At 63.4% G+C, this 18,934-nt stretch carries 18 protein-coding genes; 7 read left to right on the forward strand and 11 right to left on the reverse strand.

Annotated elements, in window-relative coordinates; genetic code table 11:
* Positions 1 to 20: 20 nt before the first annotated feature.
* Entirely contained in the window at positions 21 to 1,094 is a 1,074-nt protein-coding gene (locus tag FJV77_RS09470) for an ABC transporter ATP-binding protein (protein ID WP_142866529.1), read from the forward strand.
* Here FJV77_RS09470 and FJV77_RS09475 read toward each other — a convergent pair.
* The 5 genes from FJV77_RS09475 to FJV77_RS09495 form a co-directional block, all read right to left on the reverse strand.
* On the reverse strand, positions 1,058 to 2,368 hold the full coding sequence (locus FJV77_RS09475) for a flavin monoamine oxidase family protein (protein ID WP_246691202.1): 1,311 nt from the start codon (positions 2,366 to 2,368) through the stop codon (positions 1,058 to 1,060). The two genes, FJV77_RS09470 and FJV77_RS09475, sit on opposite strands and share 37 nt — an antisense overlap.
* Positions 2,365 to 3,441 carry an extracellular solute-binding protein gene (locus tag FJV77_RS09480; protein ID WP_142866531.1) on the reverse strand — a complete coding sequence of 359 codons (1,077 nt, stop codon included), beginning with the start codon at positions 3,439 to 3,441 and terminating at the stop codon, positions 2,365 to 2,367. Before FJV77_RS09480 ends, FJV77_RS09475 begins: the two co-directional genes overlap by 4 nt.
* 115 nt (positions 3,442 to 3,556) lie before the next feature.
* Positions 3,557 to 4,639, reverse strand: a complete 1,083-nt coding sequence (locus FJV77_RS09485) for an ABC transporter substrate-binding protein (protein WP_142866532.1) — start codon at positions 4,637 to 4,639, stop codon at positions 3,557 to 3,559.
* A 54-nt stretch (positions 4,640 to 4,693) separates the two neighbouring features.
* Positions 4,694 to 5,359 (reverse strand): transcriptional regulator BetI, encoded by a 666-nt coding sequence (betI, locus tag FJV77_RS09490; protein WP_142866533.1) that lies wholly within the window; start codon positions 5,357 to 5,359, stop codon positions 4,694 to 4,696.
* 27 nt (positions 5,360 to 5,386) lie between these two features.
* Entirely contained in the window at positions 5,387 to 6,187 is an 801-nt protein-coding gene (locus FJV77_RS09495; RefSeq protein WP_142866534.1) for a methyltransferase domain-containing protein, read from the reverse strand.
* A gap of 202 nt (positions 6,188 to 6,389) precedes the next feature.
* On the opposite strand from FJV77_RS09495, the gene FJV77_RS09500 reads away from it, so the two are divergent.
* The 4 genes from FJV77_RS09500 to FJV77_RS09515 are packed head-to-tail and all read left to right on the forward strand — an operon-like array spanning position 6,390 to position 11,075.
* Positions 6,390 to 8,009 (forward strand): NAD(P)/FAD-dependent oxidoreductase, encoded by a 1,620-nt coding sequence (locus tag FJV77_RS09500; protein WP_142866535.1) that lies wholly within the window; start codon positions 6,390 to 6,392, stop codon positions 8,007 to 8,009.
* On the forward strand, positions 7,996 to 9,561 hold the full coding sequence (locus FJV77_RS09505; protein ID WP_142866536.1) for an NAD(P)/FAD-dependent oxidoreductase: 1,566 nt from the start codon (positions 7,996 to 7,998) through the stop codon (positions 9,559 to 9,561). Before FJV77_RS09500 ends, FJV77_RS09505 begins: the two co-directional genes overlap by 14 nt.
* Before the next feature lie 3 nt (positions 9,562 to 9,564).
* Entirely contained in the window at positions 9,565 to 10,824 is a 1,260-nt protein-coding gene (locus FJV77_RS09510) for an aminomethyltransferase family protein (RefSeq protein ID WP_142866537.1), read from the forward strand.
* A gap of 2 nt (positions 10,825 to 10,826) precedes the next feature.
* The gene (locus FJV77_RS09515; protein ID WP_142866538.1) at positions 10,827 to 11,075 is read left to right on the forward strand and encodes a hypothetical protein; all 249 of its coding nucleotides are present in this window, start codon (positions 10,827 to 10,829) and stop codon (positions 11,073 to 11,075) included.
* On the opposite strand, the gene FJV77_RS09520 is transcribed toward FJV77_RS09515, so the two are convergent.
* The 4 genes from FJV77_RS09520 to FJV77_RS09535 form a co-directional block, all read right to left on the reverse strand.
* Entirely contained in the window at positions 11,072 to 12,130 is a 1,059-nt protein-coding gene (locus tag FJV77_RS09520) for a dipeptidase (protein WP_142866539.1), read from the reverse strand. The genes FJV77_RS09515 and FJV77_RS09520 overlap by 4 nt on opposite strands.
* 269 nt (positions 12,131 to 12,399) lie before the next feature.
* Positions 12,400 to 12,699: a GNAT family N-acetyltransferase gene (locus tag FJV77_RS09525; protein ID WP_142866540.1), complete on the reverse strand. Its 300-nt coding sequence runs from the start codon at positions 12,697 to 12,699 to the stop codon at positions 12,400 to 12,402.
* A complete protein-coding gene (locus tag FJV77_RS09530) occupies positions 12,692 to 13,324 on the reverse strand; it encodes an alpha/beta hydrolase (protein WP_142866541.1) in 633 nt (210 codons plus the stop codon). Before FJV77_RS09530 ends, FJV77_RS09525 begins: the two co-directional genes overlap by 8 nt.
* 4 nt (positions 13,325 to 13,328) lie before the next feature.
* The gene (locus tag FJV77_RS09535; RefSeq protein ID WP_142866542.1) at positions 13,329 to 14,261 is read right to left on the reverse strand and encodes a VOC family protein; all 933 of its coding nucleotides are present in this window, start codon (positions 14,259 to 14,261) and stop codon (positions 13,329 to 13,331) included.
* A 219-nt stretch (positions 14,262 to 14,480) separates the two neighbouring features.
* On the opposite strand from FJV77_RS09535, the gene FJV77_RS09540 reads away from it, so the two are divergent.
* Positions 14,481 to 16,043, forward strand: a complete 1,563-nt coding sequence (locus FJV77_RS09540) for an alkaline phosphatase family protein (protein WP_142866543.1) — start codon at positions 14,481 to 14,483, stop codon at positions 16,041 to 16,043.
* An 88-nt stretch (positions 16,044 to 16,131) separates the two neighbouring features.
* Here FJV77_RS09540 and FJV77_RS09545 read toward each other — a convergent pair whose 3' ends face one another.
* Positions 16,132 to 17,463: a PRC-barrel domain-containing protein gene (locus tag FJV77_RS09545; RefSeq protein ID WP_142866544.1), complete on the reverse strand. Its 1,332-nt coding sequence runs from the start codon at positions 17,461 to 17,463 to the stop codon at positions 16,132 to 16,134.
* Between the two features lie 256 nt (positions 17,464 to 17,719).
* Between FJV77_RS09545 and FJV77_RS09550 the strand changes: the two genes are divergently transcribed.
* Positions 17,720 to 18,640: a diacylglycerol kinase family protein gene (locus FJV77_RS09550; protein WP_142866545.1), complete on the forward strand. Its 921-nt coding sequence runs from the start codon at positions 17,720 to 17,722 to the stop codon at positions 18,638 to 18,640.
* 26 nt (positions 18,641 to 18,666) lie between these two features.
* Here the strand turns inward: FJV77_RS09550 and FJV77_RS09555 are convergent, their stop codons facing one another.
* The gene (locus FJV77_RS09555) at positions 18,667 to 18,861 is read right to left on the reverse strand and encodes a hypothetical protein (RefSeq protein ID WP_142866546.1); all 195 of its coding nucleotides are present in this window, start codon (positions 18,859 to 18,861) and stop codon (positions 18,667 to 18,669) included.
* Between the last annotated feature and the right edge of the window lie 73 nt (positions 18,862 to 18,934).

Here is an 18,934-nt window from a genome sequence, read left to right on the forward strand (position 1 = left end):
GACCCCAAACCGACCGAGCGATGATCGAGATCCGCAGCGTCACCCGCAGCTACGGCGCCTTCAAGGCGCTCGACGACGCGACCCTGACCATCAGGGAAGGCGAGTTCTTCTCGCTGCTCGGTCCCTCCGGCTGCGGCAAGACCACGCTGCTGCGCATGATTGCCGGCTTCGACAACCCGACCAGCGGTTCGATCTCGGTCGGTGGCCAATCGATGGAGGGCATTCCGGCCAACCGCCGGCCGACCAACATGGTGTTCCAGAGCTACGCCATCTTCCCGCATCTCAATGTCGAACAGAATGTCGCCTATGGGCTGAAGCGGCTGAAGCTGGGCGTGACGGAAGAAAAGCGCCGCGTCGAAGAGGCGCTGGCGCAGGTGTCGCTGACCGGCCTCGGCAAACGCCTCGCAACCGAGCTTTCCGGCGGCCAGCGCCAGCGCGTGGCGCTCGCTCGCGCGCTGGTGATGCGGCCCAAGGTGCTGCTGCTCGACGAGCCGCTGTCGGCACTGGACAAGAAACTGCGCGAGCAGATGCAGGTCGAGCTGCGCCGCCTGCAGCAGGCGGTCGGCATCACCTTCGTGCTGGTCACCCACGACCAGTATGAGGCGCTGGCAATGTCCGACCGCATCGCGGTGATGTTCGGCGGCAAGATCGCCCAGGTCGCCTCGCCCAAGGAAATCTACCAGCGGCCGGTCAACCGTCAGGTCGCCGACTTCCTCGGCGGGATGAATTTCGTCAAGGCTGAGATCGTCGAGGAGAACGCCGCCTCGCTGGTCGTCGACACACTGGGCTTCGGCCGCGTCCGGACCGACAAGCCGAAGGCTTTCGTGCGCAATGGCGGCGGCGCCACGCTGGGCATCAGGCCGGAGCGCCTGCGGGTGCTGTGGGACAATGCGACGGCCAAATTCGAGGTCGCCGGCAAGGTGGTCGAGCGCCATTATTTCGGCGAGATCACCCATCTCATCGTCGAGATACCGGGTCTCGAAAAACCGCTTTCGGTAACCGAGACCAACGATTTCGGCGCAGACGACATTCCGGTCGGCACCCCGATTCGCCTCGCCTACGATCCCGAGGCTTTGGTGGCCATGGCCGACTGAAGCCCAGATACGATCTCTTTGGCCGCGATGCGTCCCATCACGATCGCACCTTCGACATAGCCCGGGAAAGACGGCGACAGTTCGGATGAAGCGAAATGGATCGGACCCGCGCCGGCGCGGATCGCGTGTTCGGCATCCCGTGCCGTCACATCGACAATCAGGTCGCTATAGGCGCCGCCGCTCCAGCGATCATGTATCCAGTCCCGCGAACTGAAATCGATGATATCGCCCGCATCCGGGCCAAGCGCCCCCACGAGCTTCCCGGTCACTTCCGCTCGAAATGCTGTCTCGCCAAGCGTGCGCCAACGCAGCGCCAAGGGTCCGCCAATGAAGACTATCAGCGCGGCATGCTCGGCGTCCTTGCTGGCATCGCAGGCGAACAACCCAGGCAGGTCGCGCCACATCACCATGCCGCACAGGCCCCGCTCGCGCCAGAACGGTTTTGCGTAGCGGACCAGGATCTTGGTCACCGACCCGCTTTCCCAGACGCTGAGCGCCTTGCCGAGCATCGAAGGCAGAGCGGGTACGAAATCGAGCTTGGCAGCCGTCGCCGGCGGCAGCGCCACCAGCATTTTTCGCACTTCAATGGCGCCGCTTGCCGAGACCACACGAACCCCTTCCGGCCCGTGCTCGATGCGTGTGACCGGCTCATTCAACCGAACCCGGTCGCCGAGTTCGCCGGCGAGGTCCTCGGCCAGCGATTGCATGGTCTCGCGAAGAAAATACTGTAGCTCGAACACCTCGTTGGTGATGCGGCGGTCATTGTCGATCAGATACCAGAGCGGCACCTTGTCCGCCGACAGGCACCACAGCCCTTCGACCAGTGAGCGGAACGCGGCCTTGGCGTCAGCCGGATCATCCTGCCGTTCCAGCCAGGCCGCGACGGTCAGCCCGGCAATCGCGGGATCGTCCGGATCGATCTGGTTCATGCGCTCGCGGATTGCCATCGAGATATAATAGGTGCGCTCGGCCCTCGCCGGCGTCATCGACGGATGGCTGATGAACTCGCCATCGACATAGGTTTCGACGAACGTCTTGCCGTGCGCCTTGGCCAGCGCCATCACTTCAGGCATGTCGACGCACAGGAATTGGCCGCCGCTGTCGATGCGCTCGCCAAGCCCGTTGAAGACAGCCTCCACCCGGCCACCGACTCGGTCGCGCGCCTCAAGCAATACGAAATCGATGCCGGCTCGCTTCAGTTCAAGCGCAGCCGACAGGCCGGTGAAACCGGCGCCGACGATGACGACGTCGGTTCTTTCGGTCTTGTCGCTCAATAGCCGGCCTTGATCTTCTCGAATTCGGTGACCATGCGCTGCTTGAGCTCTGGCGGCACCGGCTGTTGGAACAGCGTCTTGTCGAGGAACTTGTCGAGATTGTCGAAGCCGCGGTCGGTCAGCACCTGATGGTCGATCGCCGCCATGCCGGCGCTGTTGCCGTGACCGTAACCGAAGGTTTTGACCAGATAATCGGACACGGCATGCGCGTTGACCGCACTCAGGAAATCATAGGCCTGGTCGAGCTTGCCCGGCGCATCCTTCATCAGCACATAGCCGCACACCCAGGTCGACATGCCTTCCTTGGTGTCGCGGTTCATGGCGATCGGCATGCCTTGGCCCTTGAGCGTCACGAAGGTCTCGTTCCAGCCCCAGACGAGGTCGACCTCATTGCCCGTAAAGGCCTGGTTGAGATCGGTGTCGTCGGTCCAGTAGAAGCGGACATTCTTGTGGACGTCGCGCAGGAAGGCGGACGCCTCCTGGAACTGCGCGTCGGTCATCTTGGTCCAGTCCTTGAGGCCGACGACCAGGCTTGCCAGCGCATAGGCATCGTCGACATTGTCGCCGATGGTGACGCGGCCCTTGAATTTCGGATCGGCGAAAACCCTCAGCGACTGCGCCTCCTGCGCCGTCACCTTGTCGGTGCGGTAGAGCAGCGAGGTGTTGCCCCAGTCGAACGGCATGAACCAGGCCTTGCCGTCGGCGGTGACGGCAAGATCCTTCATCGCCATGATGCCGGGATTGAGGTCCTTCCAGCCGGCAATCCTGGAGGTGTCGAGCGGCTGCAGAATGCCGGCCGCGCGCCATTTGGTCACGCTTTGCGAGCAGGGGTGGGCGATGTCGGCCTTGAAGCCGGCCCGCATCTTCTCGAAGGCTTCGTCCTCGTCGCCGAAGAAAGCGAAAGTCGGCTCGGCGCCATATTTAGCGGTGTAGTCGGGATGCAGCAGCGGATCCTCATAACCCGACCAGTCGAACACGACGAGGTCGCCACCGCCCTCGGCATAAGCCAGCACGGCGCCGGCGCCCAATGCGAAGGCGCCGGCAAGGGCAAGGCGGCGAAGCATGGAAGTCATGGTGCGAAACTCCTCATCGCTAAAAGCAGCCGGGCGACGTTACGGAATTTCAGCGACCTTGGCGAGGCCGTCCGCCCGCCTCAATCGCGGGCAGACGGATGAGGCCGACAGGGCTTTAGTAGCCCGCTTTGATCTTCTCGAACTCGGCGATCATCTTGAGCTTGAGGTCGGACGGCAGAGGCGACTGGAACAGCGTCTTGTCGACGAATTTCTGCACGTCGTCATAGCCCTTTTCCTTCAGGATCGCCTGGTCGACACCGGCCATGCCTTTGGCGTTCGCCTGTCCATAGCCCCAGTCCTTGACCAGCACCTTGGCCGTCTCCGGATCGTTGACGGCGTTCAGATAGTCATAGGCCTTGTCGATGTTGCCGGGCGCGTCCTTGAACAGCACATAGCCACAGACCCAGGTCGAAATGCCTTCATCCGCGTCCTTCCTGGACTTGATCGGCACGCCGGCCGCCACGGACTGGACCGTCGCGTCGTTCCACGCCCAGGCGAGATCAACCTCGCCGCCGGAGAGGAGCTGCACGATATCGGTGGTGTCGGTCCAATAGGAACGGACATTCTTGTGCACCTGGCGCAGGAAGTCGGAAGCCTGCTTGAACTGGTCATCCGTCATCTTGGTCCAGTCCTTCAGCCCGATGGCAAGGCTGGCCAGCGCATAGGCGTCGTCGACATTGTCGCCGATCGAGACCCGGCCCTTGAACTTGGGATCGGCGAAGGCCTTTAGCGATTGCACATCCTTCTCGTCGATCTTGTCGGAGTTGTAGGTGAGCTGGGTGTTGCCCCAGTCCCAAGGCATGAACCACGCCTTGCCATCCGATGTGGTCGCCAGATCCTTCATCGCCATGATGCCGGGATTGAGGTCTTTCCAGGCAGTGATCTTCGAGGTGTCGAGCGGCTGCAACAGGCCTGCCTCACGCCATTTGGTCACGCTTTGCGAGCAGGGATGGCCAAGATCGGCCTTAAAGCCGGAGCGCACCTTCTCGAAGGCCTCGTCCTCGTCGCCGAAGAAGGCGAAGGTCGGCGAGTCGCCGTTCTTCTCGACATATTTCGGGTGGAAGCTCGGTTCCTCATAGCCGGACCAGTCGAACACGATCAGGTCTTTGTCGGCGGCGACAGCGAGCACTGCGGCCGAAGCCGGCAGCGTTGCAGTCAGCGCCAATGTCAGGGTCAGGCGTCGGGCTAGTCTTTTCATGCTGTTCCATCCTCTTTGTCGTAGCGTCGCCGGCTCGGCTGGCCGGCTTCCGGTTTATCCGTAGTGCTTGGGAAAGGCCGCCGCGAGGAAGGCATTCGCCGCTTGCAGCGCGGTTTCGCGCGTGGTGTCCTCGGTTCCCATCATCAGCCGCAGCCACAAGCCTTCCAGCATGGCCGACAGCGCCAGCGCCATCACCTGTGGCTCATAGCCATACCCCCCGCTCTCTTTGAGCGTTGCACAAAGATCGATGAAGACCTGCTGGTAGTAAGCGTCGCGGGAACTGCTCAGCGCCTGATAGACCGGCCGCGACTTGGCCTCGCCCCAGAAAGCGAGCCAGGCGGCGAGCTTGCGCTTGTTGCAGATCGAGCGGTCGAAATCGGCCCAAACCAGCACCTGCAATTGGCGAGCCGGGTCATCACCGGCTTTCTGCAGGGCAGCACGCCAATGTGCCGAATACTCGTCATACATATACTGCAGCGTGGCGATCAGCAGCTTCTCCTTGCTCTCGAAATGAAAGTTGACGATGCCGCGCGACAGGCCGGCACCATCGGCGACATCGGCCATTGTTGTCTCCGCATAGCCGCGCTTGGCCAGCGAATCGATGGTCGCCTCGATTAGTTGCTGCTGCCTGACCTCCTTCGACGCCTTGCGGCCGCGTTTTTCCGGTTCGTTTTTTCCAGACGTGTCGGAGGATCGCTCTTCGCGCGCTGCAGCTTTCATCGGTGCCGTCATGCTCCACATTGCCGGCTATCCCACCATAGCCGGCTTCCACCCGCGAAGATGAGTGGGACGGTGCTCACCACTGTCAAGCACCTTCTGCATGGCTTCCCAGGTTCGTATATTCTTGTCGACATAGGCAGCGCCGACGACAGCCGCGACGGTCGAATATAACGGGCCTTTCAGCCTCTCCAGCTCGCCGCGCGCGACCTCGCGATACCAGGGATTGCGATCCTTGACCGCGACATCGGCCAAGCCGGCGCGGCGCATCGCCTGCGCATAGTGCGCCGGCGACGCCATGGCGAAGGACAGGCCTTCGGCGGCGACATAGGCCTTCATCTCCGACGACGGCTCGCCGTCATGGCCAATCAACCAATCGGAGGCGGCAAAGACGCCGCCCGGTTTCAGCACGCGAAAAATCTCGGCAAACAGCGCGTCCTTGTCGGGCACGTGCAACAGCGCATCCTTGGAGAAGACGACATCGAACGAAGCGTCGGCAAAAGGCAGCGGCCCCGGCGGCGCCTGGACGAAACTGGCGCGGTCCGAAAGCTCCCGTTGAGCGGCGCGCTTGATGGCCGACTCGATCACCGGCCGCTCGATGTCGAAGCCGGTGACGTGGGCGGCACCATGGCGCTCGACCAGATGCAGCGTGATGCCGCCGGAACCGCAGCCAATGTCGAGGGTGGTCTTGCCCCGGAGCGACAGGCCTTCGACCACCCGGTCGACCTCATCAGGTCCGCCCGGCGACAGATAGCCCTCGCCCCACAGCGCCTCGAGGAAGCGGATGGCGGTGTCGTCATATTCCGGCTCGGCATCTGCCGTTTCGATCATCGAACCTCGGTCCCATCAGCCGAATTCAACACGTTCGATTGCCGGCAAAGCGTAGCGCATGCCGGAGAAAACGCAACCCCATTTGTTGAACATTCATTCAATATGGCTAGACAGAATGCCGGCAGCCATGCCAAATTCTGCGCATTCGGGGACAGGATCACGCAAAAATGAACTGCGGATCGCCTAGGGAAAGCGGACGAGAATGAAAGCTTGGGATGCGATCATCATCGGCGGCGGCCACAATGGCCTGGTCAACGCCTGCTACCTGCAGCGCGCCGGACTCGACGTGCTGGTGGTGGAGAAGAACGACTGGGTCGGCGGCGCCGCTACCAGCCGTGAATTGACGCCGGGTTTCCTCTATTCCAACTGCTCCTATGTCTGCTCGCTGTTTCGCCCCGAGATCATGCGCGACCTCGAACTGCCGCGCTTCGGCCTGCAGGTGATCTCCTATGAGGGCGGCGCGGTGTTCACCCGCGACGGCGACTACCTCGCCAACTACCGCGACCACGATGCACACCGGCGCGAATTCGCCCGCTTCTCCAAGCGCGACGCCGAAGCCTACGACCGCTACTCCCGCGACGTGACGCGGCAGTGCCGCTTCATCCAGCCGCTGCTGATGCGCACCGCGCCCGACCCGACCAGTTTTCGGCCGCGCGACATCGGCGAACTTCTCTATCTCGGCAAGAAATTCGCCGGCCTGTCATCCGAGGAGATGGCGCTGACGCTGCGCTTCTGGACCATGTCGATCTCGGAATTCCTCGACGAATATTTCGAGACTGATGTCATCAAGGCGAACTTCGCTCTGTCCGGCATCATCGGCACCGCGCTCGGGCCGATGTCGCCCGGCACGGCCTATGTGCTGCTGCACCACTATATGGGCGAGGTCGACGGCTCGGTCGGCGCCTGGGGCTATGCGCGCGGCGGCATGGGCGCCGTCACCAAGGCGCTCGCCGCCTCCTTCAAGGCGAGCGGCGGCACCATCCGCACCGGCGCCGAGGTTGACCATGTGCTGGTCGGCAGGGGCAAGGCGAAGGGCGTGGTGCTGGCCGGCGGCGAAGAGATTTACGGCAAGCTTGTCGTCTCCAACGCCGACGTCAAACGCACCTTCCTGAAACTGGTCGAGGAAAAGGAACTGCCCGACATTTTCCTGCGCCGGGTGAAGAACTTCAAGATCCGCGGCTCGTCCGGCAAGGTCAACATCGCGCTGGATTCGCTGCCTGAATTCCCGGCGCTGCCGAAGGATTCGCCGGTCTATCGCGGCGACATGCATTTCACCGATTCGATGGAGCGCATGGAACGCGCCTATGACGACTGGAAGGCCGGGCGCTGGTCGGCCGACCCGTTCCTCGACATGGTCATCCCGACGACGCTCGACCCGACCATGGCGCCGCCCGGCAAGCATTTCATGAGCTGCTTCGTGCAATACGCGCCACCCAAGGTGAACGGCCGCGAGTGGACCGATGCCGATCGCGACGGTTTCGCCGAAAGCGTGATTGCGCAGATATCGGAATACTCGCCGGGCTTCCGCGACCGCATCGTCCATATGGAGGTGCGCACGCCACGCGAGATCGAAGCCGAGGTCGGCCTCACCGAAGGCAATATTTTTCAGGGTGAACTGGCCTTCGACCAGCTGCTGTTCAACCGTCCCGTGCCAGGCTACGCGCAGTACCGCTCGCCGGTCGGCGGGCTCTATATGTGCGGCTCCTCGACCCATCCCGGCGGCGGCGTCATGGGCGCACCCGGCCGCAATGCGGCAGCCGAGATCCTGCGCGACCTTGCCAAATCGACCTCGCATATGAGCCCGGCCCATGACGTCATTTGATGCAATCGTCATCGGCGGCGGCCATAACGGCCTTGTCGCGGCCGCCACGCTGGCGAAGGCCGGCCGCAAGGTGCTTGTGCTGGAAGCCGCGGCCGACGTCGGCGGCGCCGCGCGCACCGAGGAGTTTGCGCCGGGCTTTCGCGTCTCATCGATCGCGCATGTGCTGAACCGCCTACATCCCGATGTCATCAAGACACTGGAGCTGGAAAAGCACGGGCTGCAAGTCGCGCGCACCGACTTCATGCCAACAGTTGCCTTGTCGAAGGATGGCCCGCCGCTGGTCCTCCATGGCGCCTATGGCGAAGTGCTGACCGGTTCCACTCCGTCCGAGCAATCCGCCTGGAAGGAATTGCGTGCGCAGTTGCTCCGCTATGCCGGCATATTGAAACTATTCCTCTCCCGCCGCCCGCCCGATCTCGCCGGCATGTCGCTCAAGGAGACAGCGGCGCTCGGCCAGATCGCTCTGGCGCTGAAAAAACTCGGCAAGGAAGACATGCGCGATTTCCTGCGCGTGCTCCTGATGAACGTCGCCGATCTGCTCGATGAGCAGCTAGCCGATATCAGGCTGAAGGGCCTGCTCGCCTTCGACGCCACGCTGGGCAGCCATCTCGGCCCGCGGTCGCCAACCTCGCTGCTCGGCCTCTACTATCGGCTAGCCGGCGAGACCGGCGGTGCGGCAGGCGCGCAGATGTTGCCAAAAGGCGGCATGGGCGCGGTCATCACCGCCATCAGGTCTGCGGCGGAGAAAGCCGGCGTCACCATCCGCACGGCAGCGCCGGTGGCCAAGATCATCGTCGAGAAAGGCCGCGCTGTCGGCGTCGCGCTGGACAGCGGCGAGATGCTGCGCGCCAGAACAATCGTCTCCGCCATCAACCCGGCGACCACCATGCTCGACCTCGTCGGGCCGCGCGAGATCGACACCGGCTTCGTGCGCAAGGTGAAGAACATCCGCATGAAGGGCGATGCGGCCAAGCTCCATCTGGCCCTCGACCGGCCGCCACAGTTTTCAGGCGTCGACGCCGCTGGCCATAAGGGCCGGCTGGTCATCGCGCCTTCGCCCGACCATGTCGAACGCGCCTTCAACCCGTCGAAATACGGCGAATTCTCTGCCGAACCGGTGATGGAAATCACTCTGCCCTCGCTCTCCGACCCATCGCTCGCACCTGCCGGCGCCTGCGTGCTCTCGGCGGTGGTGCAATATGCGCCCTATGCGCTGAAAGAAGGCTGGGACGCCGGTAAGCCGAAATTCCTGAAGGCGATCATGACGCAGCTTGGGACCTACGCGCCAGGCATCGGGAAATCAGTGCTGCATACAGAGCTTTTGACACCGGCCGACATCGAGGCGCGCTACCGCATGCCGGGCGGCCATTGGCACCACGGCGAATTGCAGGCCGATCAGATGCTGATGTCGCGGCCGGTCTCCGGCTGGTCGGGCTACGACACGCCGGTGGAAGGGCTGTTCCTCGCCGGCGCCGGCTCGCATCCGGGTGGCGGTGTTTCAGGTGCGCCGGGCTTGAATGCGGCCAAGCGCATTATTGCGATGAAGGGCTAGATCATGGCGCAAGCAACCAGGAAGAAGCCCGTCTCAAAAACCGCCGATGCAGCAACCTCTGCCCGCACCGCCGCGCAGTCGCATTTTCGCACCTTGCGTCTCGGCACGCCGTTCCAGCCGCGCATCGACGCGCTGGCCAGGACCCAGGACTGGTACAATTGGGCCGGCTACCACGCGCCGCATTCGCTGTGGGATGAGGAACTCGAATATTTCGCCATTCGCAGCCAGGCGGCTTTGTTCGACATCTCGCCGATGACGAAATACCGCATAGAGGGGCCTGACGCCGAAGCCTTCCTCGATCGCGTCACGCTGCGCGACGTGACCAAGCTGAAGCCTGGCCGCGTCCACTACACTGCCTGGTGCGACGATGAAGGTTTCGTCCTTGACGACGGTACGCTGTTCCGGCTGTCGCCGACCCGTTTCCGCTTATGCTCGCAGGAACGGCACCTCCCCTGGCTGCTCGACAGCGCGATCGGCTTCGACGTGACCGTCGAGGAAGAGACTGAGGCCGTCGCCGGTCTCGCGCTGCAAGGCCCGACCTCGTTTGCCGTGCTGCGCGATGCCGGTTTCGCCGGTGTCGAAACGTTGAAAATCTTCGACCTCGCCGAGTTCCCCCATGATGGCGGCATAGTGACAATCTCGCGCACCGGCTTCACCGGCGATCTCGGCTGCGAACTGTTCGTCCCGGCGGACAAGGCGCTCAGCCTCTGGGATCGGCTGATGTCGGCAGGCGAACTGCGCGGCATCCGAGCTATCGGTTACACCGCCTTGAACCGCGCCCGGCTGGAAGCCGGCCTGATCGTCGCCAATGCCGATTTCACCACCGCCGAACATGCCATCCGCGCCGACCGTCTGCGCATGCCGGACGAGATCGGTCTCGGCTTCATGATCGATCTGGAAAAAGGCCATTTCAACGGCCGCCGAGCCATCCTCGAAGCCCGCGCCAAACGCAAGCTGCGCCATGTGCTGGTCGGGCTGGAGATCGAGGGCAACATCCCGGCCGAACACGCCATCGTCTATCACAAGAAGCATCAGGAGGTCGGTCTGGTCAGCGCCGCCATGTGGTCGCCGATGGCCAAGCGCAACATCGCCATCGCTTCGCTTACGCGGCCCTACGGTGATACGATGGTGGAAGACCTCTGGGTCGAGATCTACGCCATGCGTGAGTTGCAGTACCAGAAGCTGATGAAGCGGGCCAAGGTGGTGGCGCGTCCCTTCATAAAACTCGACCGCCGCACCGCCAATCCGCCGGCGGATTTCTGACCATGGTCGATCAACAGGACGATGAGGCGGAAGCCGCCGAACAGTGGCAACTGGTCAACACGCCGCTCGGCGAAAAATGGTCGGGCCGCACGCGCTATGCCGCCGCCATGTTTTTCTACAAGCGCGGCGAGATGAGCGCCGAGACGCTCGAGGTCTACCGCATCTGTGCGCGACTGGATTCGGAGAACCCGCTGCCCATCATCAGGGATCGCGGCACCGGCCAGGACTGGCTGAAGCGCATGGGCGTTTAGCCGATCGTCCTTTCCAGCACGCTCAACCAATTGCGATAGGCAATCTTCTCGATCAGCGTTCGGCCGAAACCGCGCGCGGCGAGCGCATCGATCAGCTTCGGCAGGCCGGCGACGTCGCCGATGACGGCCGGGATCATTGCGCCATCAAAATCCGAGCCGAGACCGACGCCATCCTCGCCCAGCGCCTGCAGCAGCGAATCGACATGGCGCACCATGATGTCGAGGCTGGTGTCGGAATTCATCCGGCCGTCCTCGCGCAGGAAGCCGGTAGCAAAATTCAGCCCGACCATGCCGCCGGTCTCGCGGATGGCGCCGAGCTGCCAGTCGGTCAAATTGCGCGAATGGGTGCAGAGCGCATGCACGTTCGAATGGGTGGCGACCAGCGGCGCGTCGCTGAGCGCGGTGACATCGCGAAAGCCTTTTTCGTTGAGATGCGACAGGTCGATCATGATCTTCAGCTGGTTGCAGGCCGTGACGAGCGCCTTGCCGGCATCGGTCAGTCCCGGTCCGGTGTCGGGCGATGAGGGAAAGCGGAACGGTACGCCATGGCCGAAGGCGTTGGGACGGCTCCAGACGATGCCGAGCGAGCGCAGGCCGGCTTCATAGAGCACATCGAGCAGCGTGAGTTCGGGGTCTATCGCCTCGACGCCTTCGATGTGGAACACCGCCGCGATCGAATCTTTCGCCATCGCCGCGCGAATGTCACCGGCGCTGCGGCAGACGGTCAGCGCTCCCGCCCGCTCCAGCCGAAACAGGATCGAAGCCATGCCAATGGTGGACGTCAGCGCGTCAGCGCGCGGCAGCTCCGGTGGCAACGGCTCGTTGTCGCTCGGCGCCGGCGGCACCGCCGAGCGCTTGGCCTTCTCGACCGGCGGCGGGAAGATCGCGAACATGCCGCCGGCAAAGCCACCCTTCTTGGCACGCGGCAGATCGATGTGGCCGCCCTGCGTCCCCTCGATGAACAGCTTTTCGACGTCCGTGTCCTTCGACTGGTAAAGTCGCAGCAGCGTGTCGTTGTGGCCGTCGAAGACGGGGACGAGATCGGATTCGGTCATCAGGAAGCCATTCGGTCAGTTGGCAGGAGCGGACGAACCGCAGCGAACTTTGTACTTAGGCAAGAAGGCCTAACTGCGCAAATGCCAGAGACGTGTTCGCCCTTGTGGCTGAGCGGCTGGCATACCCCTTCTCCCCTTGTGGGGTGAGAAGGGGTATGTGGTGGCCGATCCACCTGCCGGGTCCCCGCTGCTTCGCAGCGTCCCGGCGTTCGCCGGCCTTTTATCGTGCCACCGGCACGATGAATTCGCTTCGCGAACCGGCTGCTCACCTATTGCTTCAGCACATCGGCCCATTCCAGATGGCGGCGGAACTGGGCATTGGCGAAGGGGCAGAGCGGGATGATCTTCTTGCCCGCTGCGCGCGCATCCTCGACGGCGCGGGTGACGAGCCGAAGCCCGGCACCCTGGCCGCGAAAGACATCAGGCACTTCGGTGTGGTCGATGATGATCTGGTGCTCGCCGATCTTGGTGAAGGTCATCTCCGCCTCGGCGCCGCCCGATCCGCGCAGGACATAGCGGCCCTTCGAGCCGCGGTCCTCCAGTTCGATTTCAGGCAATTGGTCAGGCATTGGTTGCTCCTTCAACCGGCGCGTCGGCAAAGAGCCGCCTTGCCGCTTCGATCTCGTTTGGCCGCACCTCGTGGCCGCCATCGTGCCATTCCACTGTGACATCGGCGCCATCGGCGCGCAAATAGGCTCCCAGCCGCGACGTCAGATGGGGCGGGCAGATCGGGTCGCGCTTGCCGGCGGTGACCAGGATGCGGCGGCCGGCAAGGCTGCCGTTCACCTGCGGTTCGAACGGGATCAGCGGATGCATCAGCACCGCCGCATCGAACAGATCAGGCGCGGCAAACATCACCGAGGCCAGGATGTTGGCGCCGTTGGAATAGCCGAGACCGAGCACCGAAGACGGCTTGGCCACCTCGACCTGCGCCTTGATGAAGCCGGCCATCTTTGCCGTCGCCCGGCCAAGGTCGTCCATGTCGTAGACACCCTCGCCGGTGCGGCGGAAGAAGCGGGCAGCACCATGTTCGGAGACATCGCCGCGCGGCGACACGATGGTCGCCTGGGGCGCGAGGTCGCGCCCCAGCGACAGCAGCTGGTTTTCGTCCGCTCCGGTGCCGTGGAAGACGAAGAGCAACGGGCCGCCGGGCGAACCCGGCAGCGCCTTATGGATGTAAGCGTCCTTACTCATCGTCTCAGCCTTCCAGCTTCTGCAGATGCTCTTCGAGATAGGGCCTGAGATGCTGGTGCTGCGTCGGCAGTTTCAGCGCCTCGCCGAGATGGGCAGTGTCCTCGTCGCGGTCGAAGCCCGGCTCGTGGGTGGCGACTTCGAACAGCACGCCGCCCGGCGTGCGGAAATAGATCGCCCAGAAATAATCGCGGTCGATCACCGGCGTCACGCCGTAGCCCGTATCGATCAGGGCCTTGCGCACTTCAAGCTGCTTGGCGCGGTTCTCCACCGCGAAGGCGACATGATGCACCGAGCCCGCGCCGAGATTGGCGAAGCCAGCCGTCGGCAGCGATTCGATGTCGACGACATCGGCGCCGTTGCCGTTCTTCACCGCCAGCCGGCTGACATTGCCTGACTTGTCGACCTCCTCGTAACCCATGAACTTCAACAGCTCCTCGGTGGCGCCGCCATCCTTGAGGCGCAGCGACACCGAATGAAAGCCGCGGATCGCTTCGTCGGCGGGAACACCGCCCTTCAACCATGGCGCGCGGCTGTCGGCCTTGTCTTCGACCAGCGCAAAACCATCGCCGTCGGGGCCGGCAAAGGCGAGGCGCTTCTCGCCGAACGTCTCCTCGCGGGAGACACCGGTAACGCCTTCATCGGCGAAGCGCTTTTCCCAATAGCCAAGCGTGCCCGCCGGCACGGAATAGACTGTGGTACCGACCTCGCCGACGCCGTGGCGGCCCCTCGCAATGTCTGGAAACGGAAAATAGGTCATCACCGAGCCCGGCGTGCCGTGCTCGTCGCCATAGTAGAGGTGATAGACATCGGGCGCGTCGAAGTTGACGGTCTTCTTGACCCGGCGCAGACCGAGCTTGTGCGTAAAGAAATCATTGTTCTGGCGCGCATCGCCGGCCATTGACGTGACGTGATGCAAGCCCTTGATCTGGTCGAGCATTATCTTGCTCCTTCCCTTGGTGTTTGTGCGGCCCTCGCCGCTGTCCACGCCTATATGAGGGGCCGCCCGGCAACGGCAAAGGCGGCAAACTCAGAATGGACTGTATCCCAATCGTGAACAGTAGAAAAATTTCGTTCACCATTTCAGTAACTGACGGTCTTGCGCCGCCGCCAGAATCCGGTTCATTGAACGTCTTCCCGACGTGACAGGATACAGCCATTGGCCGCGAAAAGCAGAAGTCCGAACATCCTATTGATCTCCTGCGACCAGTGGCGCGGCGACTGCCTGTCGGCTGCCGGCCATCCCACGGTGAAGACACCGAACGCCGATGCGCTGGCCGCCGAGGGCGTCCTTTTCAAGCGGCATTACGGCGGCGCCGCGCCCTGCTCGCCGGCCCGCGCTTGCCTTTACACCGGCCTCTACCAAATGAACAACCGCGTCTGCCGCAACGGCACGCCACTCGACGCCCGTCACGGCAACATCGCGCTTTCGGCGCGCGCCCTCGGCTACGATCCGACGTTGTTCGGCTACACCGACGTCTCGTCCGATCCGCGCACGTTGGCGCCGGGCGATCCCCGGCTGAAAACCTATGAAGGCGTGCTGCCCGGCTTCAGCGTGCGCCAGTTCCTGCCCGAGCATCAGAAACCATGGTTGTCATGGTTGAAGGCGCGCGGGCTCGACACCAGCGCCGGCTCTCCCGGCATTCACCGCCCCGTTGGCGAGGAAGCAGGCGACGGCGTGACCAACGCGCCGCCGGTCTATTCCAGGGACGAGACACCGACGGCATTCCTCGCCGGCGAATTCATCCGCTGGCTGGGCGAACAGGATGCGCCCTGGTTCGCGCATATCTCCTTCATCAGCCCTCATCCGCCCTTCGTCGTGCCGGCGCCTTACAACGCGCTGTATGATCCCACGGACGGCCCGGCCTTCCCTCGTGGCGAAAGCTGGCAGGCGGAGGCGGAAAGCCATCCCTATCTGGCCTACGATCTCGGCCGGCAAAGGCGTAAGAACTTCCGCCCCGGCACTGACGGCAAGGTGCGCGACTGGGGAGACGACAACATCGGCGCCATCCGTGCGATCTATTACGGCATGATCTCGGAGGTCGACGCGCAGCTTGGCCGCATATGGCAGGCGATCAAGGCAGCGGGAGCCTGGGACGACACGATCGTCATCCTGACATCGGACCACGCCGAGATGATGGGCGACCATTTCATGCTCGGCAAAGGCGGTTTCTTTGACGGCAGCTATCACATCCCGCTGATCGTCCGCGACCCGCGCCGCGGCAAGGCGGCGGGCTCGACCGTCGATCGCTTCACCGAGGCCGTCGACATCTTCCCAACCTTGCTCGATCTGCTGGATGCCGACGCCCAGCCGCATCTCGACGGCCGCTCGCTGAAACCGTTCCTGGATGGTCAACCGCCCAAGGATTGGCGCGACGCCGCGCATTGGGAGTTCGATTTCCGCTCGATTGCCGAGGGTGAAGCCGAACGGCTTTTCGGCATCGGCTCGCGCCAGTGCAACCTCGCCGTCATACGCACGGAAGACTTCAAATATGTGCATTTCGGCGGTGGCTTGCCGCCCCTGCTGTTCGATCTGAAAAAGGATCCGGGCGAGCTAGTCAATGTCGCCACTGACCCGGCCTATCTGAGCGTGCGGCTTGAATTTGCCGAGCGTCTGCTTGCGTGGCGCGCCGAACATCTCGACCAGTCGCTGGCGCTTGCAGAGTTGACCGAGGATGGCGTGGCTGGGTATGTGGGTAAGGCAGTAGGCAGTAGGCAGTAGGCAGTAGAATATTCTCAGCGATCCGATACTTCGCCCGTTAATTCTTCGGCTGCTGCCCTACTGCCTGATCCCTACTGCCCCTGTTCCCTTACTGTACCATCATCCGCTGCTGATCGCGCTTCTCGGCGTAGCTGCCCTTGTCGTAGGCAGCCTGCGCCTGAAGCTGCTCCTTGGTGAAGTTGGTGTAGAGATACTTCTTGCCATCCTTGTCGGTCATGAATTTGAGCTTGTCCATGCCGACCGCAACCTCCTTGGCGCCGATGCCGAGGAAACCGCCGACATCGATGATGACGGCATCCGGCTTGCTGTCCGGCGCCAGCACGACGTCGCCGATCTCGCCGACCTTGGCGTCGTTGGCGCCATAGACGATCGTGCCTTTCAGATCGTCGCCCCTGATGTCACCGACCGGCATCTCGGTCAGCGTCGATTTGTCGATCGCCGCCGTCTGCGTCGGGTCGGTGGCCTTCACGTCAGGCGACTCGGCCGCCGGAGCCTGAGCCGTCTTGTCCATCGGCGCCGGAGCAGCCGTCTCAGACGGAGCGGCGGCGGGGGCGGTGGCTGCCGGTGCAGCGGGCGTGCCGGCGTCGGACATCGTCGTCACCGGCACCGGATCATAGACCTTGCGGTCGAAGTCCGGCTGCGCCTGCAATTCCTCCTTGGTCGTCTGGGCGACCAGCCAGCGATCGCCATTCTTCTCGGCCCACTGCGCCTTGGCGAAATCATAGGTGACGTTCTTTTCGCCCAGGCCGAGGAAGCCGCCGACACCGATGACCAGCGACTGCGCCATGCCATCCTTGGTCAATACAATGTCGTTGACGTCACCGATCTTTTGGGCGTCGTCAGCGGTGCCGTTGTAGACGGTCTCGCCGATGATGTTTGTGGCAAGGTTGCCTTCGGCGCGTTTCACCACCGGCTCTGACGGCGCGGCGTTCAGATCGACAGGCTTCTGCGGATCATTCTGCGCGCTGTCGGTAGAAGCGGGCGCAGGAGCCGGATCATAAGGTTTGCGGTCGAAGTCCGGTAGCGCCGTCAGTGCTTCCTTGGTCGTCTCGGCGACCAGCCAGCGGTCGCCGTTCTTCTCGACCCATTTGAGCTTGCCGTAGTCGAAGGCGACGTTCTTGCTGCCGATGCCAAGGAACCCGCCGACGCCGATGATGGCGGATTTCGCCTGGCCATTTTCATCGAAGACGACGTCGCTGACATCACCAATTTTCTGCGCATCATCAGCGGTGCCGTTATAGACGGATTCACCGATAATATTGGTCATCAGCGCGCCCTCGGCCCGCTGCGCGGCCGGCGCGATGGTGGCGGGGGCTTCAGCCGGCGCCGGGGTCGTCGCCGGGGCGGTCGTTGACTGCGCAAACGCACCGGTTGCGATCAGCGTTGCGAGTGCAGTCGTCGCGAAAAGAGTGCGGATCATGACTAAGTCTCCTCTTGCGTGATCTCGTGCGCGCCGCAACCGGCAAACCGTTGCCGAAGGCCGAAAGCGGCGCCTCCAATGCGTTCACAACGTCGTGACAAGGCGCTTGTTCCGAAAAAACGGGGGCATCGGGATACCTCGGGCAAGTCCGTGGAATCACCCGGCATTTCCGGCCGGCCGATGGAACCTTTGTAAGGCTTCGCCGTTTCAGCCTGCGGCTGGGCATTCCGGCCGCTAAAATGAACACGGAGCGGGCATGCGATTTGCGGCGGTGCTGAACCGGGACGGCGGCACCTTGCGGACGACTGATGTTTCCGCTTTTTCGGACCGGATGCGCCAGACGCTTGAGGCGGCTGGCCACACTGTCGATATCGACATCGTCGAAGGCAAGGACATTGTCGCCACGCTCGACAAGGTCGCCTCGCGGCGCGGCATCGAGGTGGTGCTGGCCGGTGGTGGCGACGGCACCATTTCGGCCGCCGCGGCGCGGCTGATGAACAGCAAGAAAGCCTTGGCTGTCCTGCCGGCCGGGACCATGAACCTGTTCGCCCGCGGCCTGGGCATTCCGCAGACCCTCGACGGAGCCCTGACTTCCTTTGCCGACGGCGAGGTCATCGCGGTCGACATCGCCAGCGCCAATGGCCGGCCCTTCGTGCATCAGTTCTCCATCGGCCTGCATGCCAGGATGGTGAGGCTGCGCGACACCATGGAGTTTACTTCGCGCCTGGGAAAGATCCGTGCTTCGGCAAAGGCCGCCTGGAGGACGATCAACAATCCGCCCGCCATGAAGGTGACGTTGACGGTCGGCGACGCCGAGATCGTGACCCGCATCAGCGGCATCGGCATCTCCAACAACCTGTTCGGCGAGGGTCACCTGCCCTATGCCGACAATCCTGCCGGCGGCGTGCTCGGCATCTATGTCACCGTGGCACGGCGGCGCGGCGAACTGGCCAGGGCCCTCTTCGACATGGCGCGCGGCAGGTGGCGCGACAGCGATCATGTCGAGATCCATCAGGCCGACAAGGCAGTTGTGAAAATCCACACGGGAAGCAAGAAGTTCGGCGCCGTCATCGACGGCGAACTGGTCAAGCTGGAGCGCGAAACAGCTGTGCAGATTCACCCTGGCGCGTTGAATGTTCTGGTGCCGGCGCGCGCTGCGCAGGCAAAGGCCGCCTGATGCGAGCGCCGAAGACGACGAGCGCTTCAGCCGCCGGCCGGCTGGCTCTGACTGGCGGGCGCGCTCTGGTTGGCGGGCGCGCTGTTGTCGATCTTTTCGCCATAGATTTCGGCGATGCCCCAAGCGATGAAGGCCAAGAGCAGCGCTGCGATCAGGATGCGCAGCCCATGCCAACCCCAGCGCCCCTGGCGGGCCTTGTTCTCAGGGATGATCTTGATCATTGGCGGCATTCCCATCATGCGACTGCAGGCGTGGCGGACAAAGCCATGTCTGGCGAAACATGGTCGGGTAACG

It is taken from the genome of Mesorhizobium sp. WSM4306 (assembly GCF_007003975.1).
Classification (GTDB): Bacteria; Pseudomonadota; Alphaproteobacteria; order Rhizobiales; family Rhizobiaceae; genus Mesorhizobium.